Source organism: Raineya sp., from assembly GCF_053497555.1.
Window position 1 is genome coordinate 1 of the sequence record NZ_JBRCWE010000030.1, and the last position, 14,532, is coordinate 14,532.

At 39.2% G+C, this 14,532-nt stretch carries 16 protein-coding genes; 7 read left to right on the forward strand and 9 right to left on the reverse strand.

The window, feature by feature from the left end; all coding sequences use genetic code 11:
• Positions 1-152: 152 nt before the first annotated feature.
• Both ACWITO_RS03415 and pnp read right to left on the reverse strand, forming a co-directional pair.
• The gene (locus ACWITO_RS03415) at positions 153-788 is read right to left on the reverse strand and encodes a LutC/YkgG family protein (RefSeq protein WP_448528693.1); all 636 of its coding nucleotides are present in this window, start codon (positions 786-788) and stop codon (positions 153-155) included.
• A gap of 114 nt (positions 789-902) precedes the next feature.
• Entirely contained in the window at positions 903-3,035 is a 2,133-nt protein-coding gene (pnp, locus tag ACWITO_RS03420; RefSeq protein WP_448528605.1) for a polyribonucleotide nucleotidyltransferase, read from the reverse strand.
• 189 nt (positions 3,036-3,224) lie between these two features.
• Between pnp and ACWITO_RS03425 the strand changes: the two genes are divergently transcribed.
• From ACWITO_RS03425 to kdsB, 5 genes are all read left to right on the forward strand, one after another.
• Complete coding sequence (locus ACWITO_RS03425; RefSeq protein ID WP_448528606.1) at positions 3,225-3,386, forward strand: hypothetical protein; 162 nt, start codon at positions 3,225-3,227, stop codon at positions 3,384-3,386.
• A gap of 176 nt (positions 3,387-3,562) precedes the next feature.
• Positions 3,563-3,898 (forward strand): hypothetical protein, encoded by a 336-nt coding sequence (locus ACWITO_RS03430; protein WP_448528607.1) that lies wholly within the window; start codon positions 3,563-3,565, stop codon positions 3,896-3,898.
• 4 nt (positions 3,899-3,902) lie between these two features.
• Positions 3,903-4,592 carry a hypothetical protein gene (locus ACWITO_RS03435; protein ID WP_448528608.1) on the forward strand — a complete coding sequence of 230 codons (690 nt, stop codon included), beginning with the start codon at positions 3,903-3,905 and terminating at the stop codon, positions 4,590-4,592.
• Entirely contained in the window at positions 4,589-5,281 is a 693-nt protein-coding gene (locus tag ACWITO_RS03440) for a ComF family protein (RefSeq protein WP_448528609.1), read from the forward strand. Before ACWITO_RS03435 ends, ACWITO_RS03440 begins: the two co-directional genes overlap by 4 nt.
• A gap of 104 nt (positions 5,282-5,385) precedes the next feature.
• A complete protein-coding gene (gene kdsB / locus ACWITO_RS03445) occupies positions 5,386-6,147 on the forward strand; it encodes a 3-deoxy-manno-octulosonate cytidylyltransferase (RefSeq protein ID WP_448528610.1) in 762 nt (253 codons plus the stop codon).
• Positions 6,148-6,335: 188 nt separating this feature from the next.
• Here kdsB and ACWITO_RS03450 read toward each other — a convergent pair whose 3' ends face one another.
• From ACWITO_RS03450 to ACWITO_RS03475, 6 genes are all read right to left on the reverse strand, one after another.
• Complete coding sequence (locus ACWITO_RS03450; protein ID WP_448528611.1) at positions 6,336-7,100, reverse strand: cyclase family protein; 765 nt, start codon at positions 7,098-7,100, stop codon at positions 6,336-6,338.
• A gap of 160 nt (positions 7,101-7,260) precedes the next feature.
• Positions 7,261-8,010, reverse strand: coding sequence for an RluA family pseudouridine synthase (locus tag ACWITO_RS03455; RefSeq protein ID WP_448528612.1), 750 nt, complete (start codon positions 8,008-8,010; stop codon positions 7,261-7,263).
• Entirely contained in the window at positions 8,007-8,399 is a 393-nt protein-coding gene (locus ACWITO_RS03460; protein ID WP_448528613.1) for a hypothetical protein, read from the reverse strand. Before ACWITO_RS03460 ends, ACWITO_RS03455 begins: the two co-directional genes overlap by 4 nt.
• Before the next feature lie 7 nt (positions 8,400-8,406).
• Complete coding sequence (locus ACWITO_RS03465; protein ID WP_448528614.1) at positions 8,407-9,177, reverse strand: hypothetical protein; 771 nt, start codon at positions 9,175-9,177, stop codon at positions 8,407-8,409.
• A 4-nt stretch (positions 9,178-9,181) separates the two neighbouring features.
• Positions 9,182-9,976 carry a hypothetical protein gene (locus ACWITO_RS03470; RefSeq protein WP_448528615.1) on the reverse strand — a complete coding sequence of 265 codons (795 nt, stop codon included), beginning with the start codon at positions 9,974-9,976 and terminating at the stop codon, positions 9,182-9,184.
• Between the two features lie 15 nt (positions 9,977-9,991).
• A complete protein-coding gene (locus tag ACWITO_RS03475) occupies positions 9,992-12,037 on the reverse strand; it encodes a T9SS type A sorting domain-containing protein (protein ID WP_448528616.1) in 2,046 nt (681 codons plus the stop codon).
• A gap of 197 nt (positions 12,038-12,234) precedes the next feature.
• Between ACWITO_RS03475 and ACWITO_RS03480 the strand changes: the two genes are divergently transcribed.
• The gene (locus ACWITO_RS03480; RefSeq protein WP_448528617.1) at positions 12,235-13,467 is read left to right on the forward strand and encodes a SufS family cysteine desulfurase; all 1,233 of its coding nucleotides are present in this window, start codon (positions 12,235-12,237) and stop codon (positions 13,465-13,467) included.
• A 23-nt stretch (positions 13,468-13,490) separates the two neighbouring features.
• On the opposite strand, the gene ACWITO_RS03485 is transcribed toward ACWITO_RS03480, so the two are convergent.
• Positions 13,491-13,676 carry a YtxH domain-containing protein gene (locus tag ACWITO_RS03485; RefSeq protein ID WP_448528618.1) on the reverse strand — a complete coding sequence of 62 codons (186 nt, stop codon included), beginning with the start codon at positions 13,674-13,676 and terminating at the stop codon, positions 13,491-13,493.
• A gap of 100 nt (positions 13,677-13,776) precedes the next feature.
• Here ACWITO_RS03485 and ACWITO_RS03490 point away from each other — a divergent pair, with 100 nt between their 5' ends.
• Positions 13,777-14,532 (forward strand): 7-carboxy-7-deazaguanine synthase QueE, encoded by a 756-nt coding sequence (locus ACWITO_RS03490; RefSeq protein ID WP_448528619.1) that lies wholly within the window; start codon positions 13,777-13,779, stop codon positions 14,530-14,532.

Consider the following 14,532-nt stretch of genomic DNA (forward strand, 5'->3'; position numbering starts at 1 on the left):
GGTGTATAGCTCCCATCTCCTTTGGAGAGGGGCTGGGGGTGAGGTCAAAAAACACAATATTGCAAAAATAATCAAATTTCTTAATAAATTGTATTTCAAATACTTAACCTTACAACTCACGTTAAACCATTATTTTTTAGAACGTGCTACAATTAGTTATCATCTATCAAAAAAACGTGCAGTTCACGCGGACCGTGAGCCCCTAGAACAAGTGTTTTTTCTATATCAGCAGTACGACTGGGACCCGTAATGAAGGAAAGCATTGAAGGAAAAACTTTATATTTTTCTCGCATTTTGGCAAGAGCCGTTTCTACATCATACACTATTTGCGAAGCAAAAGCCACAACAATATGAATAGGAGGATAAATACTCAAACTTCTGCCCAAGTTTTGTCTGCTACTCACCAAAATACTCCCTGTACGAGCTACAAGATATTCACAAGAAGTTATGCCAATTTCTGCATTTTTTAGATTTTGAGTATTTTTTTGAAAAGGAACATCTGTAAATTCTAAAAAATTTTGCAGTTCCTTCTCCCAAACAAAGATTTCATTGGCTTTTTTTTGCTTAATAAGTCCGAGCAAGTTAGCAACAAAGTCCTTTTCATCAGTACAATAGCAAAACTCTCCCTGTACCTTTTTTAGGTTTTGGGCAAAAAGAATTGCCCAGTCCTCATTTTTTTCATCAGGGTTGTAAATAGAAGCACTGAAATCAGGTCGGGCAGGTTTGGCAGAAGGCTGTTGCAAAGCCTTGTGAATAGCTTCTAAAATTTTTTCTCGGTCTTTATTCATCACAGAAACCTCTATTTCAATGTCTTGAAAGTTTAAGGTGCAAAATCAAAATGCACCTTGAACTTCAATTTATTTTTTCAAAATTGTATGAAAAAATGCCCCTTGTATTCAAAATTAACTTTTAGCTTTTTCGGGTTTGGGTAAAAGTGCTTTACGAGATAGTTTGTACTTGCCTGTTTTTTTGTCAATTTCAATCAGTTTGACAAGTATTTCCTCTCCAATTTCCAGCACCCCGTCAATGGTTTCCAAGCGTTCCCATTTGATTTCAGAAATATGCAAAAAGCCATCTTTACCGGGCAAAAATTCCACAAAAGCCCCATAAGGCTGAATAGCTTTCACTTTTCCTGTATAAACTTCACCTACTTCGGGAATAGCTACAATCATTTTTACACGATGCGAGGCTTTGTGCAAAGACTCTTCGTTGCTGGCATAGATATTCACAATGCCAATGCCATCTTTTTCTTCCAATACTACCGTAGCACCAGATTCTTTTTGAATTTCTTGTACCACTTTGCCGCCAGGACCAATCACAGCACCAATTTGGTCTCTTTCAATTTTGATAACCTCAATGCGTGGGGCGTGAGGTTTGAGGCTGGGACGTGGTTCGGCGATGCACTGCTTCATTAGCTCCAAAATATGCAAGCGACCTTTACGAGCCTGCTCTAAGGCTTCTGCAAGCACATCATACGAAAGTCCATCTACTTTAATATCCATTTGGCAAGCAGTGATGCCCTTTTCAGTGCCTACCACTTTGAAATCCATATCGCCCAAGTGGTCTTCATCTCCCAAAATATCGGAAAGCACAATATATTTGCCTGTTTTGCTATCGGAAATCATACCCATTGCAATACCTGCAACAGGAGCTTTGATTTGAATACCTGCATCCATCAAAGCAAGCGTTCCTGCACACACAGTTGCCATTGAAGACGAGCCATTGGATTCTAAAATATCCGAAACAATACGAATCACATAAGGATTTTCATCTTCGGGTGGTAAAACTGCTTTCAAACCTCTTTGGGCAAGGTTTCCGTGTCCTATTTCCCTTCTGCCCGGTCCGCGATTGGGTTTAATTTCTCCTGTGGAAAACGCAGGGAAATTGTAGTGCAAAATAAAACGCTCAAAACCTTGCTGAGTAGTAAGGTCAATCTGTTTTTCATCAAGTTTTGTACCCAAAGTAACGGTGGTAAGCGATTGCGTTTCGCCACGTGTAAAAATAGATGAGCCGTGAGCCATTGGCAGATAATCTACTTCACACCAAATAGGGCGAATTTCGTCAGCTTTTCTGCCGTCAAGGCGTAGTTTTTCATCAAGAGCCAAATTACGAGCCGCCGCTTTTTGAATTTCGTGGAAATATTTATCAGCAAGAAATAAATCTATTGTATGGTCTTCGGGAAGGCTATTGTAAAACTCTTCTTCTACGGCTTTGAAGGCTTTTTTACGAAGATCTTTATTGGCTTGAAGCAAACGAGCCGCCGCATACATTTTAGGATAATATTCTGCGAAGAGTTTTTCACGAAGTTCAAGGTCTTGTTTTACTTCAATAGGTCTTTTTTGAGTTTTGCCTACTTTGGCTTCTAATTCTTTTTGGGCTTTGCAAAGCAATTTGATAGCCTCGTGGGCAAATTTAAGGGCTTCCAGCATTTCCGCTTCCGAAATCTCCTTCATTTCTCCTTCTACCATTACAATATCTTTTTCGGAAGCTCCTACCATTATATCCAAAGTGCTTTGCTCCAGCTCTTCGGGAGTAGGGTTGATGACCAATTTACCATTGATTTTACCCACACGTACTTCAGCCATTGGTCCATTGAAAGGAATATCAGAAACCATAATCGCCGCCGAAGCCGCTAGCCCTGCCAAAGCATCAGGGATAACTTGGGGGTCGTGGGAAATAAGAAAGATATTTACTTGGGTTTCATTGTAGTAATCATCAGGGAAAAGGGGGCGTAAGGCTCTATCTACCAAACGGCTAATCAGGATTTCTTGGTCTGAAAGTTTGCCTTCTCTTTTGGTAAAACCACCGGGTATTCTACCTGCGGCGGCAAATTTCTCCTGATAATCTACGGAAAGGGGGAAAAAAGAGGGGTTTTCATCAGCTTTTTCGGCAGAAACTACTGTGGCAAGCAACATTGTACCACCCATTCGCACTACTACCGAGCCACAGGCTTGTTTGGCTAACTTCCCTGTTTCAATGCTAATTTCTCTGCCATCGGAAAGGGTAATTTTCTGAATAATTGGTTCGGGAATCATTGTCTTAGGTTTTCAATCATTTTTTGAACATCTGAAATTTTTGCAAATATAACAAAATTACAAGCAAAAGGAGAAATTTAGGAAACAATTTTAAGGATAGCACAAAAAAATATTCAGCAAAATTTTTGAGAAAAAACTTTTTTTTGTACCTTTGTGCCTCATTTGCAAAGGAGTTAAATTTTTACAGCAATGGCAGTTACCAGATTACAAAGAAAAAATCGCAAGAATATAGCTCGTGCCAAAGCACGCAACAAAGCTATCAGCCGTTTGATTGCTCTGCCTCCTATGAAAAAAGTAGATGTAGAAGCTATCAAGAAAGAATTTGCCGAAAAGAAAGGACAAAAAAGCTAAATCAAAACATTTTGCCTTGTGGCTCAATTTTGGGTTTGCCAAAAAAACATTTACCTTCATTCTTTGAAGGTATTTTTTTTAGTTTTTTGGCAAACACTTTTTTTGTTTCATTTTTTTTCGTAACTTGCCAAACCTTCGTACTATTGCAGGCAAGTAATCAATTAAATCAAACAAGTATGGAAAATTTTAACGATACTTCCGCTTCATCAAGCAGTAAATTAGAGGAAATCAAGCGAATTATTTTTGGTGAGGAAATTCGCACCTACAACGGCGAAATAGAAAATTTACGCAAAACCGTTGAGAATTACCGCACCCAAATTTCCGTAAAAGTTGATGAAGTAAAAATAGAACTGCTCAAATCTATTGAAGCCGTTGAAACTCGCCTCATTGAAAAAATTATCGCTACGCAAAACGCCTTACGTGCCGAATTAGAACAACACCGCCGCAATGCTATCTACAAAAGCACTTTGGGTAATATCTTTGAGGACATCTCTAAAACTTTAGCTCAATAAAACTATGGAGGATATCAACAAAAGCGATAGCTTCAAAAAACCTGATGTTTTTCCTACCGAAGAGGTAAATAGCTTCAAAGAAGCCGTTATCAATCCCGATAGGCAAGAATTGGAAGTAAAATTCCAAGGAATGAAAGACCTTTTTACGTCTATCATTTCCGAAAACCGAAAAGACTACGAAAAGCAACTCGCAGAAGTAAAGTCGCTCTTTTCTACCGTCATTGAAGAAAACCGCCGACAAATGCAGTTGCAAATGCAAGATATTTACAAAGCCTTGCCTCGTTTGCTCGCCGAAGCCGAAAAATTCCGCAGGCAAGAAGAATACATCACTATCAATGATGAGGATAGTATTTCAGGGGCTACCAAGGCGAAAATGACTAAACTCGGAGCTATCAAAGAATTTATTATTGGTAAAGATGCCAAAGATTTGCGAAACAAAGTAGAAAAACTCTACGAAGAAATTGATGAGGCTATTTCCAACGACCAAAACCACCTCAACGCCGTAGTAGAAGAAGTATATGCTCGGCTCAATAAAATGGAAAAACGCATCAGCGATGAATTGGAAAAAGCCCAAAATGAGTTCAAGGCGGAAATGAATGAAGTTGCTTTCTTACAAGCTAATAAAGCCGAAACGTATCGCATTTTACGTCAGACTTCCGAACAATTGCGTTTAGGAAAGTTGGAAAATAAATGAAAACACTTTGTACCGATTTTCTCAATCTTTTTTTCCCTGATTGCTGTGCCAGTTGTCAGGGAATTTTACTTTCAGGCGAAAAGAAAATTTGTACTGCCTGCCGAGCTAATTTGCCTTTCACACATTTTCATCAACTCAATCCGCAAGAAAATCCTATTTGCCAAAAATTTTACGGAAAAATGCCTATTCGTTTCGGTCTTGCTTTTCTGAAATTTACCAAATCGGGAAAAGTTCAAAAAATGCTTCATCAAATCAAATATCAAAACAACCCCGAACTGGCTCAAATGTTGGGCGAATGGTATAGCTCAGAACTTGCGAACTCCAATCTAAATACTGCCTTTGATGTTATTGTACCTGTACCACTTCACCCCAAAAAACTTAAAATCAGAGGCTACAACCAAAGCGAATATTTCGGTAAAGGACTTGCTACGGGTTTGCAAAGCTATTTTGAGCCTTCCGCTCTTATTCGCAACACCGCCACCCAAACCCAAACGAAAAAAAGTCGCTGGGAACGTTGGGAAAATGTAGCTCGTGTTTTTGAAGTACAAAAACCCGAAACTATCCGAAACAAACATATACTTTTGGTAGATGATGTAATCACCACAGGCTCAACATTAGAAGCCTGCGGTAAAGCTCTTTTAGAAGCCGAAGCTCTTTCGGTGAGTGTGGCGGCAATTGCAATGGCTTAATTATCTAACTTTTAGAAAAACAGAAATAATCCAAAATTTCCTAAAAATTTTGCAAACAAGGCATTTTTGCTTACCTTTGAAACCAAACCAACTATTTGTGGTATATGACTTCCATACTCGGAATTATTCCTGCTCGCTATGCTTCCACACGTTTCCCTGCCAAAGCTCTACACGAAATCAAGGGCAAATCTATGATTCAACGTGTGTATGAGCAAGCGGCACAATCTAATTCGCTTTCTAAACTTGTTGTAGCTACCGACCATAAAAAAATTTACGACCACGTCCTTGATTTTGGTGGTCAGGCAATAATGACCTCCACCAAGCACCCCAGCGGTACAGACCGCTGTTTTGAAGCTCTCCAAAAAATTGAAGGTAGCTTTGATTACGTGATGAATATTCAGGGCGATGAGCCTTTTATTCAGCCCGAGCAAATTGATACCCTCGCCAAAGTGCTTCTGGATAGGAAAGGCGTAGAACTTGCTACCCTCATCAAAAAAATTGATGATGAAGAGACCCTTTTTGACCCCAACGAAGTAAAAGTTGTTTTTGATGCCGAAATGGAAGCGGTTTATTTCAGCAGACACCCTATTCCTTACCTGCATCAAGTACCACAAGAAGAATGGCTACAAAAATTTGATTACTACAAGCATATCGGAATGTATGCCTATCGGAGCGATGTTTTAGAAAAAATTACGCAATTAGAGCCTTCCAATTTGGAACAAGCCGAAGGGTTGGAGCAATTGCGTTGGCTGGAAAATGGCTTTAATATTCGTATTGCCATTACAGATATTGAAAGCTACTGCATTGATGTTCCCGAAGATTTAGAACACCCCGCTATCAAAGAGTTTGTCAAAGGCTTAAAATAGCTTCTATATTTTTAGGCTTGGATTTCGGTTAAGAAAACCGTAGCCGTTTAGGTCTAATTTGTAGATAGAAACAGGAAACAGGATTTATAGAACATTGGATATTTAGACAGAATAAAACTTTTATTTCAAACTCTTGAACAATTAAACTTTTTGAACGTAAATAATTGCAGAAAACCTTGCTAACCTCTTCAATCTGAATGTATAAGGGGGTAAATAATCGGTTTGCTGGGCGAAGCATCGGTTTCTAAACTAATGATTTGCAAATTTAGCAGATAAGTGCCGTCAGGGATATAGTTTTCTACAAAAATCAGCTCTGTAATAGTGGCATTTTGGCGAACCGAATGAGGGTATTGCCAAAATGCTTTGTGCATAGCAAGCCTTCCGCCGTCTATCTCCCTATCTACCGAAGGCAAATCTACCAGCAAATGCTGAATATTTCTTTCTGCAAGTTTTTCGCCTACAAGGCTATGCAAGTAAGGCGGATTGCTTTGGTTGTAATTACGAGTTTTCTTGGTTTCATCATTGGGCAAAGTGCGAATAATAAGAGCCTCAATGGGAATATTTGGGGGTAAAAGAGCCTCAATTTGCTCCCAAAAAATGATTTTATCCTCATTGTGGCTTTGAGGCAAAACGCTTATCAGTTGGGCTAATGAAAAAAAGTTTTTGTGTAAAGCATTGATAGTGGCTTTATCCGCAGAGATATGCCCATAACATTCTGTATGCGTGCCGTTTCCGTGAGGGGTAAGCGAAATTTTTTGATAATTGCAAGAGCCTCCCAGAGCCACACTGCCCACAAAATCACCTGCTCGGATAGTTTCAAAGTAAGGCGGTTCTGCCCAATAGCAATTTGGGTTTTGCTTACCTTCTTGAATCGGAATAGATAAATCGTAAGGTTGAGAAAGGTCAAATGTAAAGAGTTGATTTGCCAGTTGAATGGTAGCTTGCTTTATCATTACAACACTCTTTACAAGAAAAAAAAACCCACCGCCGCTCAACCACCTACCCTTGCTGTGTATTTCAACCCTGGGGGAGTTCAGCAGGAGCTGGTCGTGGGCAGTGCAAAGGTACAAAAAAATGAATATCTGTCAAATTTTTTGGGTACTTTTTTGCAAATTACCCCTCAAAACGAAATTCAAGATTTTCGGGTTTGATTTTTTCATCATCAAGGCTTAAAAATTCTTGCCAAAAAGGCTCATTCGGCAAGAGAGCTACACAAACCATTTTTTCCTTTTTGATAGGGTGTTCGAAATACAAACGGCGAGAATGTAGGTTGATGCTTTGGTCTTTGTTGGGGCTGGGATAGCCATATTTGACATCACCTCGTATCGGTGAGCCAATCTTGGCAAGTTGAGTGCGAATTTGGTGCGGCCTGCCTGTTAGCAGTTCTATTTCCAGCAAAGTATAACCATTCAGATAGCCCAAAGTTCGGTAGCGTAACTCAGCTTTTTGGGCTTTGGGGTGAGGATAGTCGTAAGCCGTTACAAGATTTTTTTGCTCATCTTTCAAAAGCCAATGCGTGAGTTTATCACGTTTTTTAGGAGGTTTTTGGCGTGTAACTGCCCAATAAATCTTCTGTACTTTTCGCTCTCGGAATAGTTCATTCATTCGCTCCAAGCCCTTGGAAGTACGAGCCAGCACCACCAAGCCACTTACGGGGCGGTCTATTCTATGAACTGCCTCTAAAAAAACCGCTCCCGGCTTTTCGTATTTATTTTTGATGTACTCTTTGGCATAATCTAAAAGAGCCTTATCGCCCGTTTCATCGGGTTGTACGAGCATACCTGCGGGCTTATTGACAATAAGCAAATGATTGTCTTCGTAAATTACATCAAAAGGAAGTTTGGGAGTATGTTCTGTTTTCATTTTACAGCCTTGTAAGAATAGGTTTCTTTATCATCTTTTTCACCAAGGCTCAAAATTAACTCTTTTTTAGAGATTTTTTCAATTTTGAATTTTTGTTTGATTTTCCCTCCAAACTCATTTTCGGCTTCAATAAGCAAAAACCAAACATTTTCGTCCTGTACTACGCTCCATTTATTTTCTTTGGGAGGGGCTTGTGCGGGTTGGGAAGTGATTACACATTTTCCATTTTCAAAAAACTCTATATGCACCACCCCACGCCGATGGGGTACAGCCTGCATAATCATTTTATTTTTACCCATAACCACCTCTTGTAGCTCCCACTTACGTACAAGCAACTTTTGGGGTTCTGTTTGTAATAGTATTGTCAGTAAAATTTGAAGTAAAGTCATAACGAAACTATCTATTGCTCAAAATGAGCATACGTGTATATCTGCGTTGTATTTGCGAAGGGTTATTATTGAGATAAAAATCTACAAAAGCCCAAGCAAAATAACTTCCCTGTAAAGGCTGAGGCAAAGTAATGGTCGGAGCAGGTACGTTAACTTTGGGATACTTATGTAAAAACTGATTGATGCCCCCAGGAACGAAGTTAGTTTCTACGATACTTATACCTTTGGTAGAATCTGGTTCGGAAGCAAGCAAAGTTCCATATTGCGTAACCGTAACAGGAAATAAGAATTCCATTCTTTCTTTATTAACAATTCCTTTCAGGTAAATTGTATCTTTGGCATTGATAGAATTGGTGATAGAAATGATTACATCTTCGGGACGAATATCGCGAGTGCGAACCTTTTGAGGTAAGCTATATTTGATATTTCCATCTACTATCAAGAAAGCCCGAAAATAATAATCGGTGCTTGGTAGTAGCCTTTCAATAACCGCACTAAAAAGTTGGTCTTCATTGGCTTTTTCACCAAGCAGAAGGGTATCTACGCCTAACATACCGAGTTCAGGTACAGCACCAATAGCCCAACAAAATCCGTGTTGCGAAGCAGTTTTTTTCTTATCGGTATCAATTACCTCGCTTGAAATGCTCAGCGAAAGCCCATCACCAATAAAATTGATTTCTGTAATACGCAAAGCATTGACTCGCTCAATGGGCGAGCAGGCATTCAGGGCAAATAAGCCCAAAACAAGCAAAAAAGTAAAAAAGTAAAGTTTTTTCATAGTTTTAGAATTTTAGTTGAAAATGCAACTGCGGATAAAAAGTCTGATTAACGCCAATTCCTATTTCAGCATCTTTTTCTTGGTTCTTTTTCAGGATACGCTTTTTTTCAATAGCATTTTTCGTACCCCTCGTGCCAACCAAAACAATATCGGTAGCCCATACTACAGCAGAAGCAAAAGCCATACCATACGAGAGCAATTCTTGTCTTTTTGCTTCGGAAAATAAATTTTGGGCTTCGCTACGCGTCTGAGCCGCCAGATATTTATCATAGGTTTCGTGAGCCTTGATGTTCATCCATATACTTCCGCCAATTAAACCATAAACAGCTACGGAAGTAAGTGTCCAACGATTTTTCCAAGTGCCAGGATACTTCACTTTATTCTGACCCAGTCCGGGCAAAAAAGCCGAATATTTCATTGCTTGGGCGTTCATCAGATTGAATACACTGGGTTTGTAATCGGCTTTTACCTTTACTTTGAGGTTCAAGCCATCAAAATCAGGGTTTTCTTCTTCATAAAACCACCATATTTGCTTTTCTCCTGCTAAAATATCTTTACCATAATGCCCCTTGATTTTTTCCAATTCTTTGTAAGTTTTTCCACTATCTTGTGAAACAAAAACTTTCACATCATACTCGTACTTAAAATCGCTATTATCGCTAATACGATAGGGAATAACAATTTTTTTCTGTTCTCGGAGTAGCTTGATAGGCTCTTGCTTCAAAGAAGGGGCTACTTGGGCAAAAGCCCCCACCTGCCATATACTCCAAAAAATGAATAATAAAAACTTGTAACGCATAATGTGTCCTCCATTTTAGATTTTGACGATTTTCCGCCTGATTACTCCTTTATTCGTATGGATATGCAAGTAATAAATTCCTTTGCTCAAATCATTGATAGGATACCGGGTATCGTGTAATAAAGAAGTAACTTTTTTGCCAAAAGTATCAAAAATTTCAATGCTTTGCACAACAATAGCAGAATTTTTATTGTCTAAAACAAAATAATCCGTAGCAGGATTGGGCGAAATACTAATTTGCTTTTCCCAATCTTCTGGTAAATGATTGATAATGGCGTGGCTACTTACTTTCATTACTACCACAGTATCAGTGGGCAAATACAAATGATTTCCCAAATGAAAAGCCCGAATCAGTGCTTCGTCTTCTTCAAAAGTTGGAATAATGGTAAGAATGTTGGCATTATCTATTTGAGCTACTCGGGTATTTGAGGAAACAAATATCACTTCGGGCAAAGAAACATCAGTTTGAGCAGAAAGTTGTATTCTACCATCAGGAAGAGTATTTGTTACCAAAGTAGGCAAATCAACTGCTTGCGGCAACTTGAAACGATACAAGGCATAAAAATTTGCTCCTGTATTTCCGTTCAAAGTATTAGCGTTATTAGGTTCAAAATCAAAATCTACTACATTTTGAAAGTTTCCTGCCGTCCAAAGAAACCAATCTTCATTATCATTAAAAACAGCTACAGACCTTAACCTATCCTCTCCACTTCCTGAAAGAGTATGATACCAAAGCAAATCGCCTCTTTCCCCTGATAGTTTGAGCAAAGTGCCGTCAAAGTTATTCCCTGTAATATTAGATATTCCGCTTACACTTCCACCAAACTTACGATTGAACGTAGCATTGCCCAAATGCGATACCGAAAGCATTACATCTCCATTATGTAATGCCAAACTACCCAATTCGTCCCAAGTAGAGGTAGAGGTGCTTGCTCCACCCACACGAGCTACCCACAAAAGATTTGCAATAGACGAAGCCCTGTATTTAGCCACAAACACATCACGCCCCCCTGCCGAAGCCAAATCGGTAGTGGTAGGAGAAGGATTAAAATCTGACGCTCCTCCAAAAGTACCCGCAACAACAACCACGTCATTATCGGCTTTTACAGCCAGAGCATCAGAGCCTTCTGAACCCTCTGCAATATTTACAAAGTCCAAAACGCTTCCATTAGAGGCATTTAGTTTGGTTAAAAAAGCATTTCCCGAAGAACTTGCCGTAAGTATAGTCATAAAACCACTAATGGTTGCACCATTCGTGGCATAACCTACTACATAGCAAAAACCTGCATCAACAGAAATATCATAGACATTGTCGTTGGCATTCATTGCTCCAACACGAGCTGACCATTGATGCTCAAAAAGGCTTGCAATAGGATTTAATACATAGCAAGCCAGCCACCCTTCATAACCTGTACCCGAAGAGGGTAAAGTAATAGGGCTCGGTAAGGTTTCTACTACACAAGTTCCCTCATAATACCCTCCTACATATACTCTCCCGCCATTATCTACCTCCAAAGCGTAGAGCGTCTGAAAATTTGCCCCACCAATTACTTTGGCGGCAATAGCAAATGCAGTATCGTTGAAACCTTTGCTCAAATCGTAGGCTACAAAAAATGCATCTGTATCTGTTGGTAAATAAGAACCTATTGTCAAAGAACCTCCTACTGATACCGCTACTCCGTTCCCCGCAAAATGCCCTGCTACGATGAGACGGTTATTCATTTTATCTACTTTGATAGCATTGACTCTATCATCAGAGCCAGCACCAATCCTAAAAGCCCACTCAATATTTCCCGAAGGGTTTATTTTCATTACAAAAATATCTGTTCCGCCAGCAGAAACTAAATCGGTAGTAGTTGGTGAGGTAGGAATAGATACCGTACCACTAAAAAAACCCGTAACATACAAGTTTCCACTGCCATCAGTATCAGTATCTCTGATAATAAGATTAGGTGCTTGTCTGACCGCTTCTAACTTCAATCGGGCAAAGTTGCCTTGGGCATTTACTTGAAAAAACACAAGTAAAAAAATTATGATAGTAGATAGTAGTTTTCTTTGCATTGTTTTCAAAATTTTGGTGAAATAACTACAAAAAAACAAAAAAGCAAAAATTATACCTTTTTTGCATTTATACTTTTTTGCAAGATTTGGTAACCGAAACTATGATTTTTTCTTGATTTGAACAAATTTTTTCTTGAAAATTGAATTTTTTGCAACCCTTTCGCCCTCAAATACGTTTTTTCAAAAAATTGTAAAGTATGAAATCTGCAAGCAGTTTAGATATTCAGGCGATACGTGAGCAATTCCCTATTTTGGGGCAAAGTGTTCACGGCAAAAAATTAGTATATCTGGATAATGCCGCTACCTCTCAGAAACCCATTTCGGTTATCAATGCTCTGAGCGAGTATTACACTTCTTACAATGCCAATATTCATCGGGGGGCTCATTATCTTGCGGCAAAGGCTACCGAAATATACGAACAAGCCCGAGAAAAAGTAGCCAAGTTTCTGAATGCCCGAAGCAGTGAGGAAATTATTTTTACGCGTGGCACTACCGAAGGAATAAACCTTGTAGCCAGCACTTTTGGCAGAAAATTCATAGGCGAAGGAGATGAAATCATCATTTCTACTATGGAGCATCACTCCAACATTGTGCCTTGGCAAATGCTTTGCGAAGAGAAAAAGGCAGTCTTGAAGGTGATTCCTATTAACGAAAATGGTGAAATTCTGCTCAATGAATACGAAAAATTACTTTCGCCACGCACCAAACTTGTTTCGGTAGTGCATATTTCCAACGCTTTGGGTACTATCAATCCTATCCGGGAAATGATTCAGAAGGCTCATAGCGTAGGAGCAAAGTTTTTGGTAGATGGGGCACAAGGGGCTGTCCATTTGTCTATTGATGTGCAGGACTTGGACTGCGATTTTTACGCTTTTTCAGGGCATAAAGTATATGCCCCTACGGGCACAGGAGCTTTGTATGGCAAAAAGGAAATTTTAGAGCAAATTCCTCCTTACCACGGCGGCGGCGAAATGATAAAAGAAGTAACTTTTGAAAAAACCACCTACAACGAGCTACCTTTCAAGTTTGAAGCAGGTACGCCCAATATTGCTGATGTAATCGCTTTGGGCAAAGCTCTTGATTTTGTAAATGAATTGGGCAAAGAAAACATTGCCACACACGAGCAAGAGCTACTCACCTACGCTACCGAAAAAATACAAAAAATAGAAGGCATCAAAATTATTGGTACAGCTTTGCACAAAGCCAGTGTGCTTTCTTTTGTAGTAGCAGGCGTACATCATTCCGATATAGGCACAATTCTGGATACGCAAGGCGTAGCTGTAAGAACAGGACACCACTGCACCCAACCACTGATGAAACGTTTGGGGCTGGAAGGTACTACACGAGCTTCTTTTGCCGTCTATAATACTTTTGACGAAGTAGATACGTTTATTTCTGCTCTTGAAAGGGCTGTCAAGATGTTGAAATAAAGAGGGCTTTTGCCCTTTTTCATTTAGTAAGTTTCTTCTTTCTTGAAACTTTTCAGACGGGTTTCAAGAGCATCTTTGATTTCGCTTGCCTTTTTGGCGATTTTTTGGCGAGTTTCTTTGCCGCTTTTGGGGGCAAGCAACAAACCAGCCACTACCCCTGCGGCGGCTCCTACTATAAACGACACGAACATTTTTTGACCGTTACTCATAAATTATTGGATTTTTCAAAGAAGTACTGATAACTTTAATGCAAAAATCTTGCAAAAGTAACCCAAGCAAAGAAATTTTTTTTCTAAAATTTCAAATGGAATGTTACAAATAGCTCTTTTAGACGGAAAACCTGAAATTTTTTACAGCTTGCAAGGTGAAGGCAAAAGTATAGGCAAGCCGAGTATTTTTATTCGCCTTTCTTTGTGTAATTTGTACTGCTTTTGGTGCGATACCGACTACACCTGGAACTGGGAAAATACCAACTATACTCATCAAAACGATAAAAAACCGAACTATCAAAAGTTCAAAAAAGCAGAAAATATTATCAAACTCTCCGACAAACAGATTATCTCAGAAGTCCAAAAGTATAATTGCAATCGTCTTATTTTTACAGGGGGCGAGCCGCTGGTTCAGCAAAAAAAACTCCTGCCTCTGCTGGCTCGGCTCAAAGAACAAAATCCTCAATATCACATAGAATTTGAAACCAACGGCACTATTATTCCCCTGCCCGAATTAGAAGCCCTTACCGACCAATTCAATGTTTCTTTGAAATTAGCCAATTCAAAAGTTTTACTTCAAGAAAGACTAAAACCCCAAGCCATTGATTTTTTCGCCCAAAATCCTAAAAGTAACTTCAAATTTGTGGTAGATAGCCCCAAAGACCTTGATGAAATTTTGGAAATTATCCAAAAATATGCTATCTTTCACGATAAAGTGTATTTGATGCCCCAAGGAACAAAGCCCGCTACTTTACAAAAAAAACAGCAGTGGCTTGTGGAAATTTGCAAACAATATCAGTTTAATTATACCGATAGACTGCATATCCTAATTTATGGCGATAAAAGGGGAATATAA

Bases quoted from the DNA above. Each gene is read 5' to 3' on its own strand.
- ACWITO_RS03485 (WP_448528618.1), bottom strand. From the start codon at position 13,676: ATGAGTAACGGTCAAAAAATGTTCGTGTCGTTTATAGTAGGAGCCGCC.
- ACWITO_RS03470 (WP_448528615.1), bottom strand. From the start codon at position 9,976: ATGCGTTACAAGTTTTTATTATTCATTTTTTGGAGTATATGGCAGGTG.
- ACWITO_RS03440 (WP_448528609.1), top strand. From the start codon at position 4,589: ATGAAAACACTTTGTACCGATTTTCTCAATCTTTTTTTCCCTGATTGC.
- ACWITO_RS03460 (WP_448528613.1), bottom strand. From the start codon at position 8,399: ATGACTTTACTTCAAATTTTACTGACAATACTATTACAAACAGAACCC.
- ACWITO_RS03455 (WP_448528612.1), bottom strand. From the start codon at position 8,010: ATGAAAACAGAACATACTCCCAAACTTCCTTTTGATGTAATTTACGAA.
- ACWITO_RS03435 (WP_448528608.1), top strand. From the start codon at position 3,903: ATGGAGGATATCAACAAAAGCGATAGCTTCAAAAAACCTGATGTTTTT.
- ACWITO_RS03465 (WP_448528614.1), bottom strand. From the start codon at position 9,177: ATGAAAAAACTTTACTTTTTTACTTTTTTGCTTGTTTTGGGCTTATTT.
- kdsB (WP_448528610.1), top strand. From the start codon at position 5,386: ATGACTTCCATACTCGGAATTATTCCTGCTCGCTATGCTTCCACACGT.
- ACWITO_RS03450 (WP_448528611.1), bottom strand. From the start codon at position 7,100: ATGATAAAGCAAGCTACCATTCAACTGGCAAATCAACTCTTTACATTT.
- ACWITO_RS03490 (WP_448528619.1), top strand. From the start codon at position 13,777: ATGTTACAAATAGCTCTTTTAGACGGAAAACCTGAAATTTTTTACAGC.
- ACWITO_RS03475 (WP_448528616.1), bottom strand. From the start codon at position 12,037: ATGCAAAGAAAACTACTATCTACTATCATAATTTTTTTACTTGTGTTT.
- ACWITO_RS03415 (WP_448528693.1), bottom strand. From the start codon at position 788: ATGAATAAAGACCGAGAAAAAATTTTAGAAGCTATTCACAAGGCTTTG.
- ACWITO_RS03425 (WP_448528606.1), top strand. From the start codon at position 3,225: ATGGCAGTTACCAGATTACAAAGAAAAAATCGCAAGAATATAGCTCGT.
- pnp (WP_448528605.1), bottom strand. From the start codon at position 3,035: ATGATTCCCGAACCAATTATTCAGAAAATTACCCTTTCCGATGGCAGA.
- ACWITO_RS03480 (WP_448528617.1), top strand. From the start codon at position 12,235: ATGAAATCTGCAAGCAGTTTAGATATTCAGGCGATACGTGAGCAATTC.
- ACWITO_RS03430 (WP_448528607.1), top strand. From the start codon at position 3,563: ATGGAAAATTTTAACGATACTTCCGCTTCATCAAGCAGTAAATTAGAG.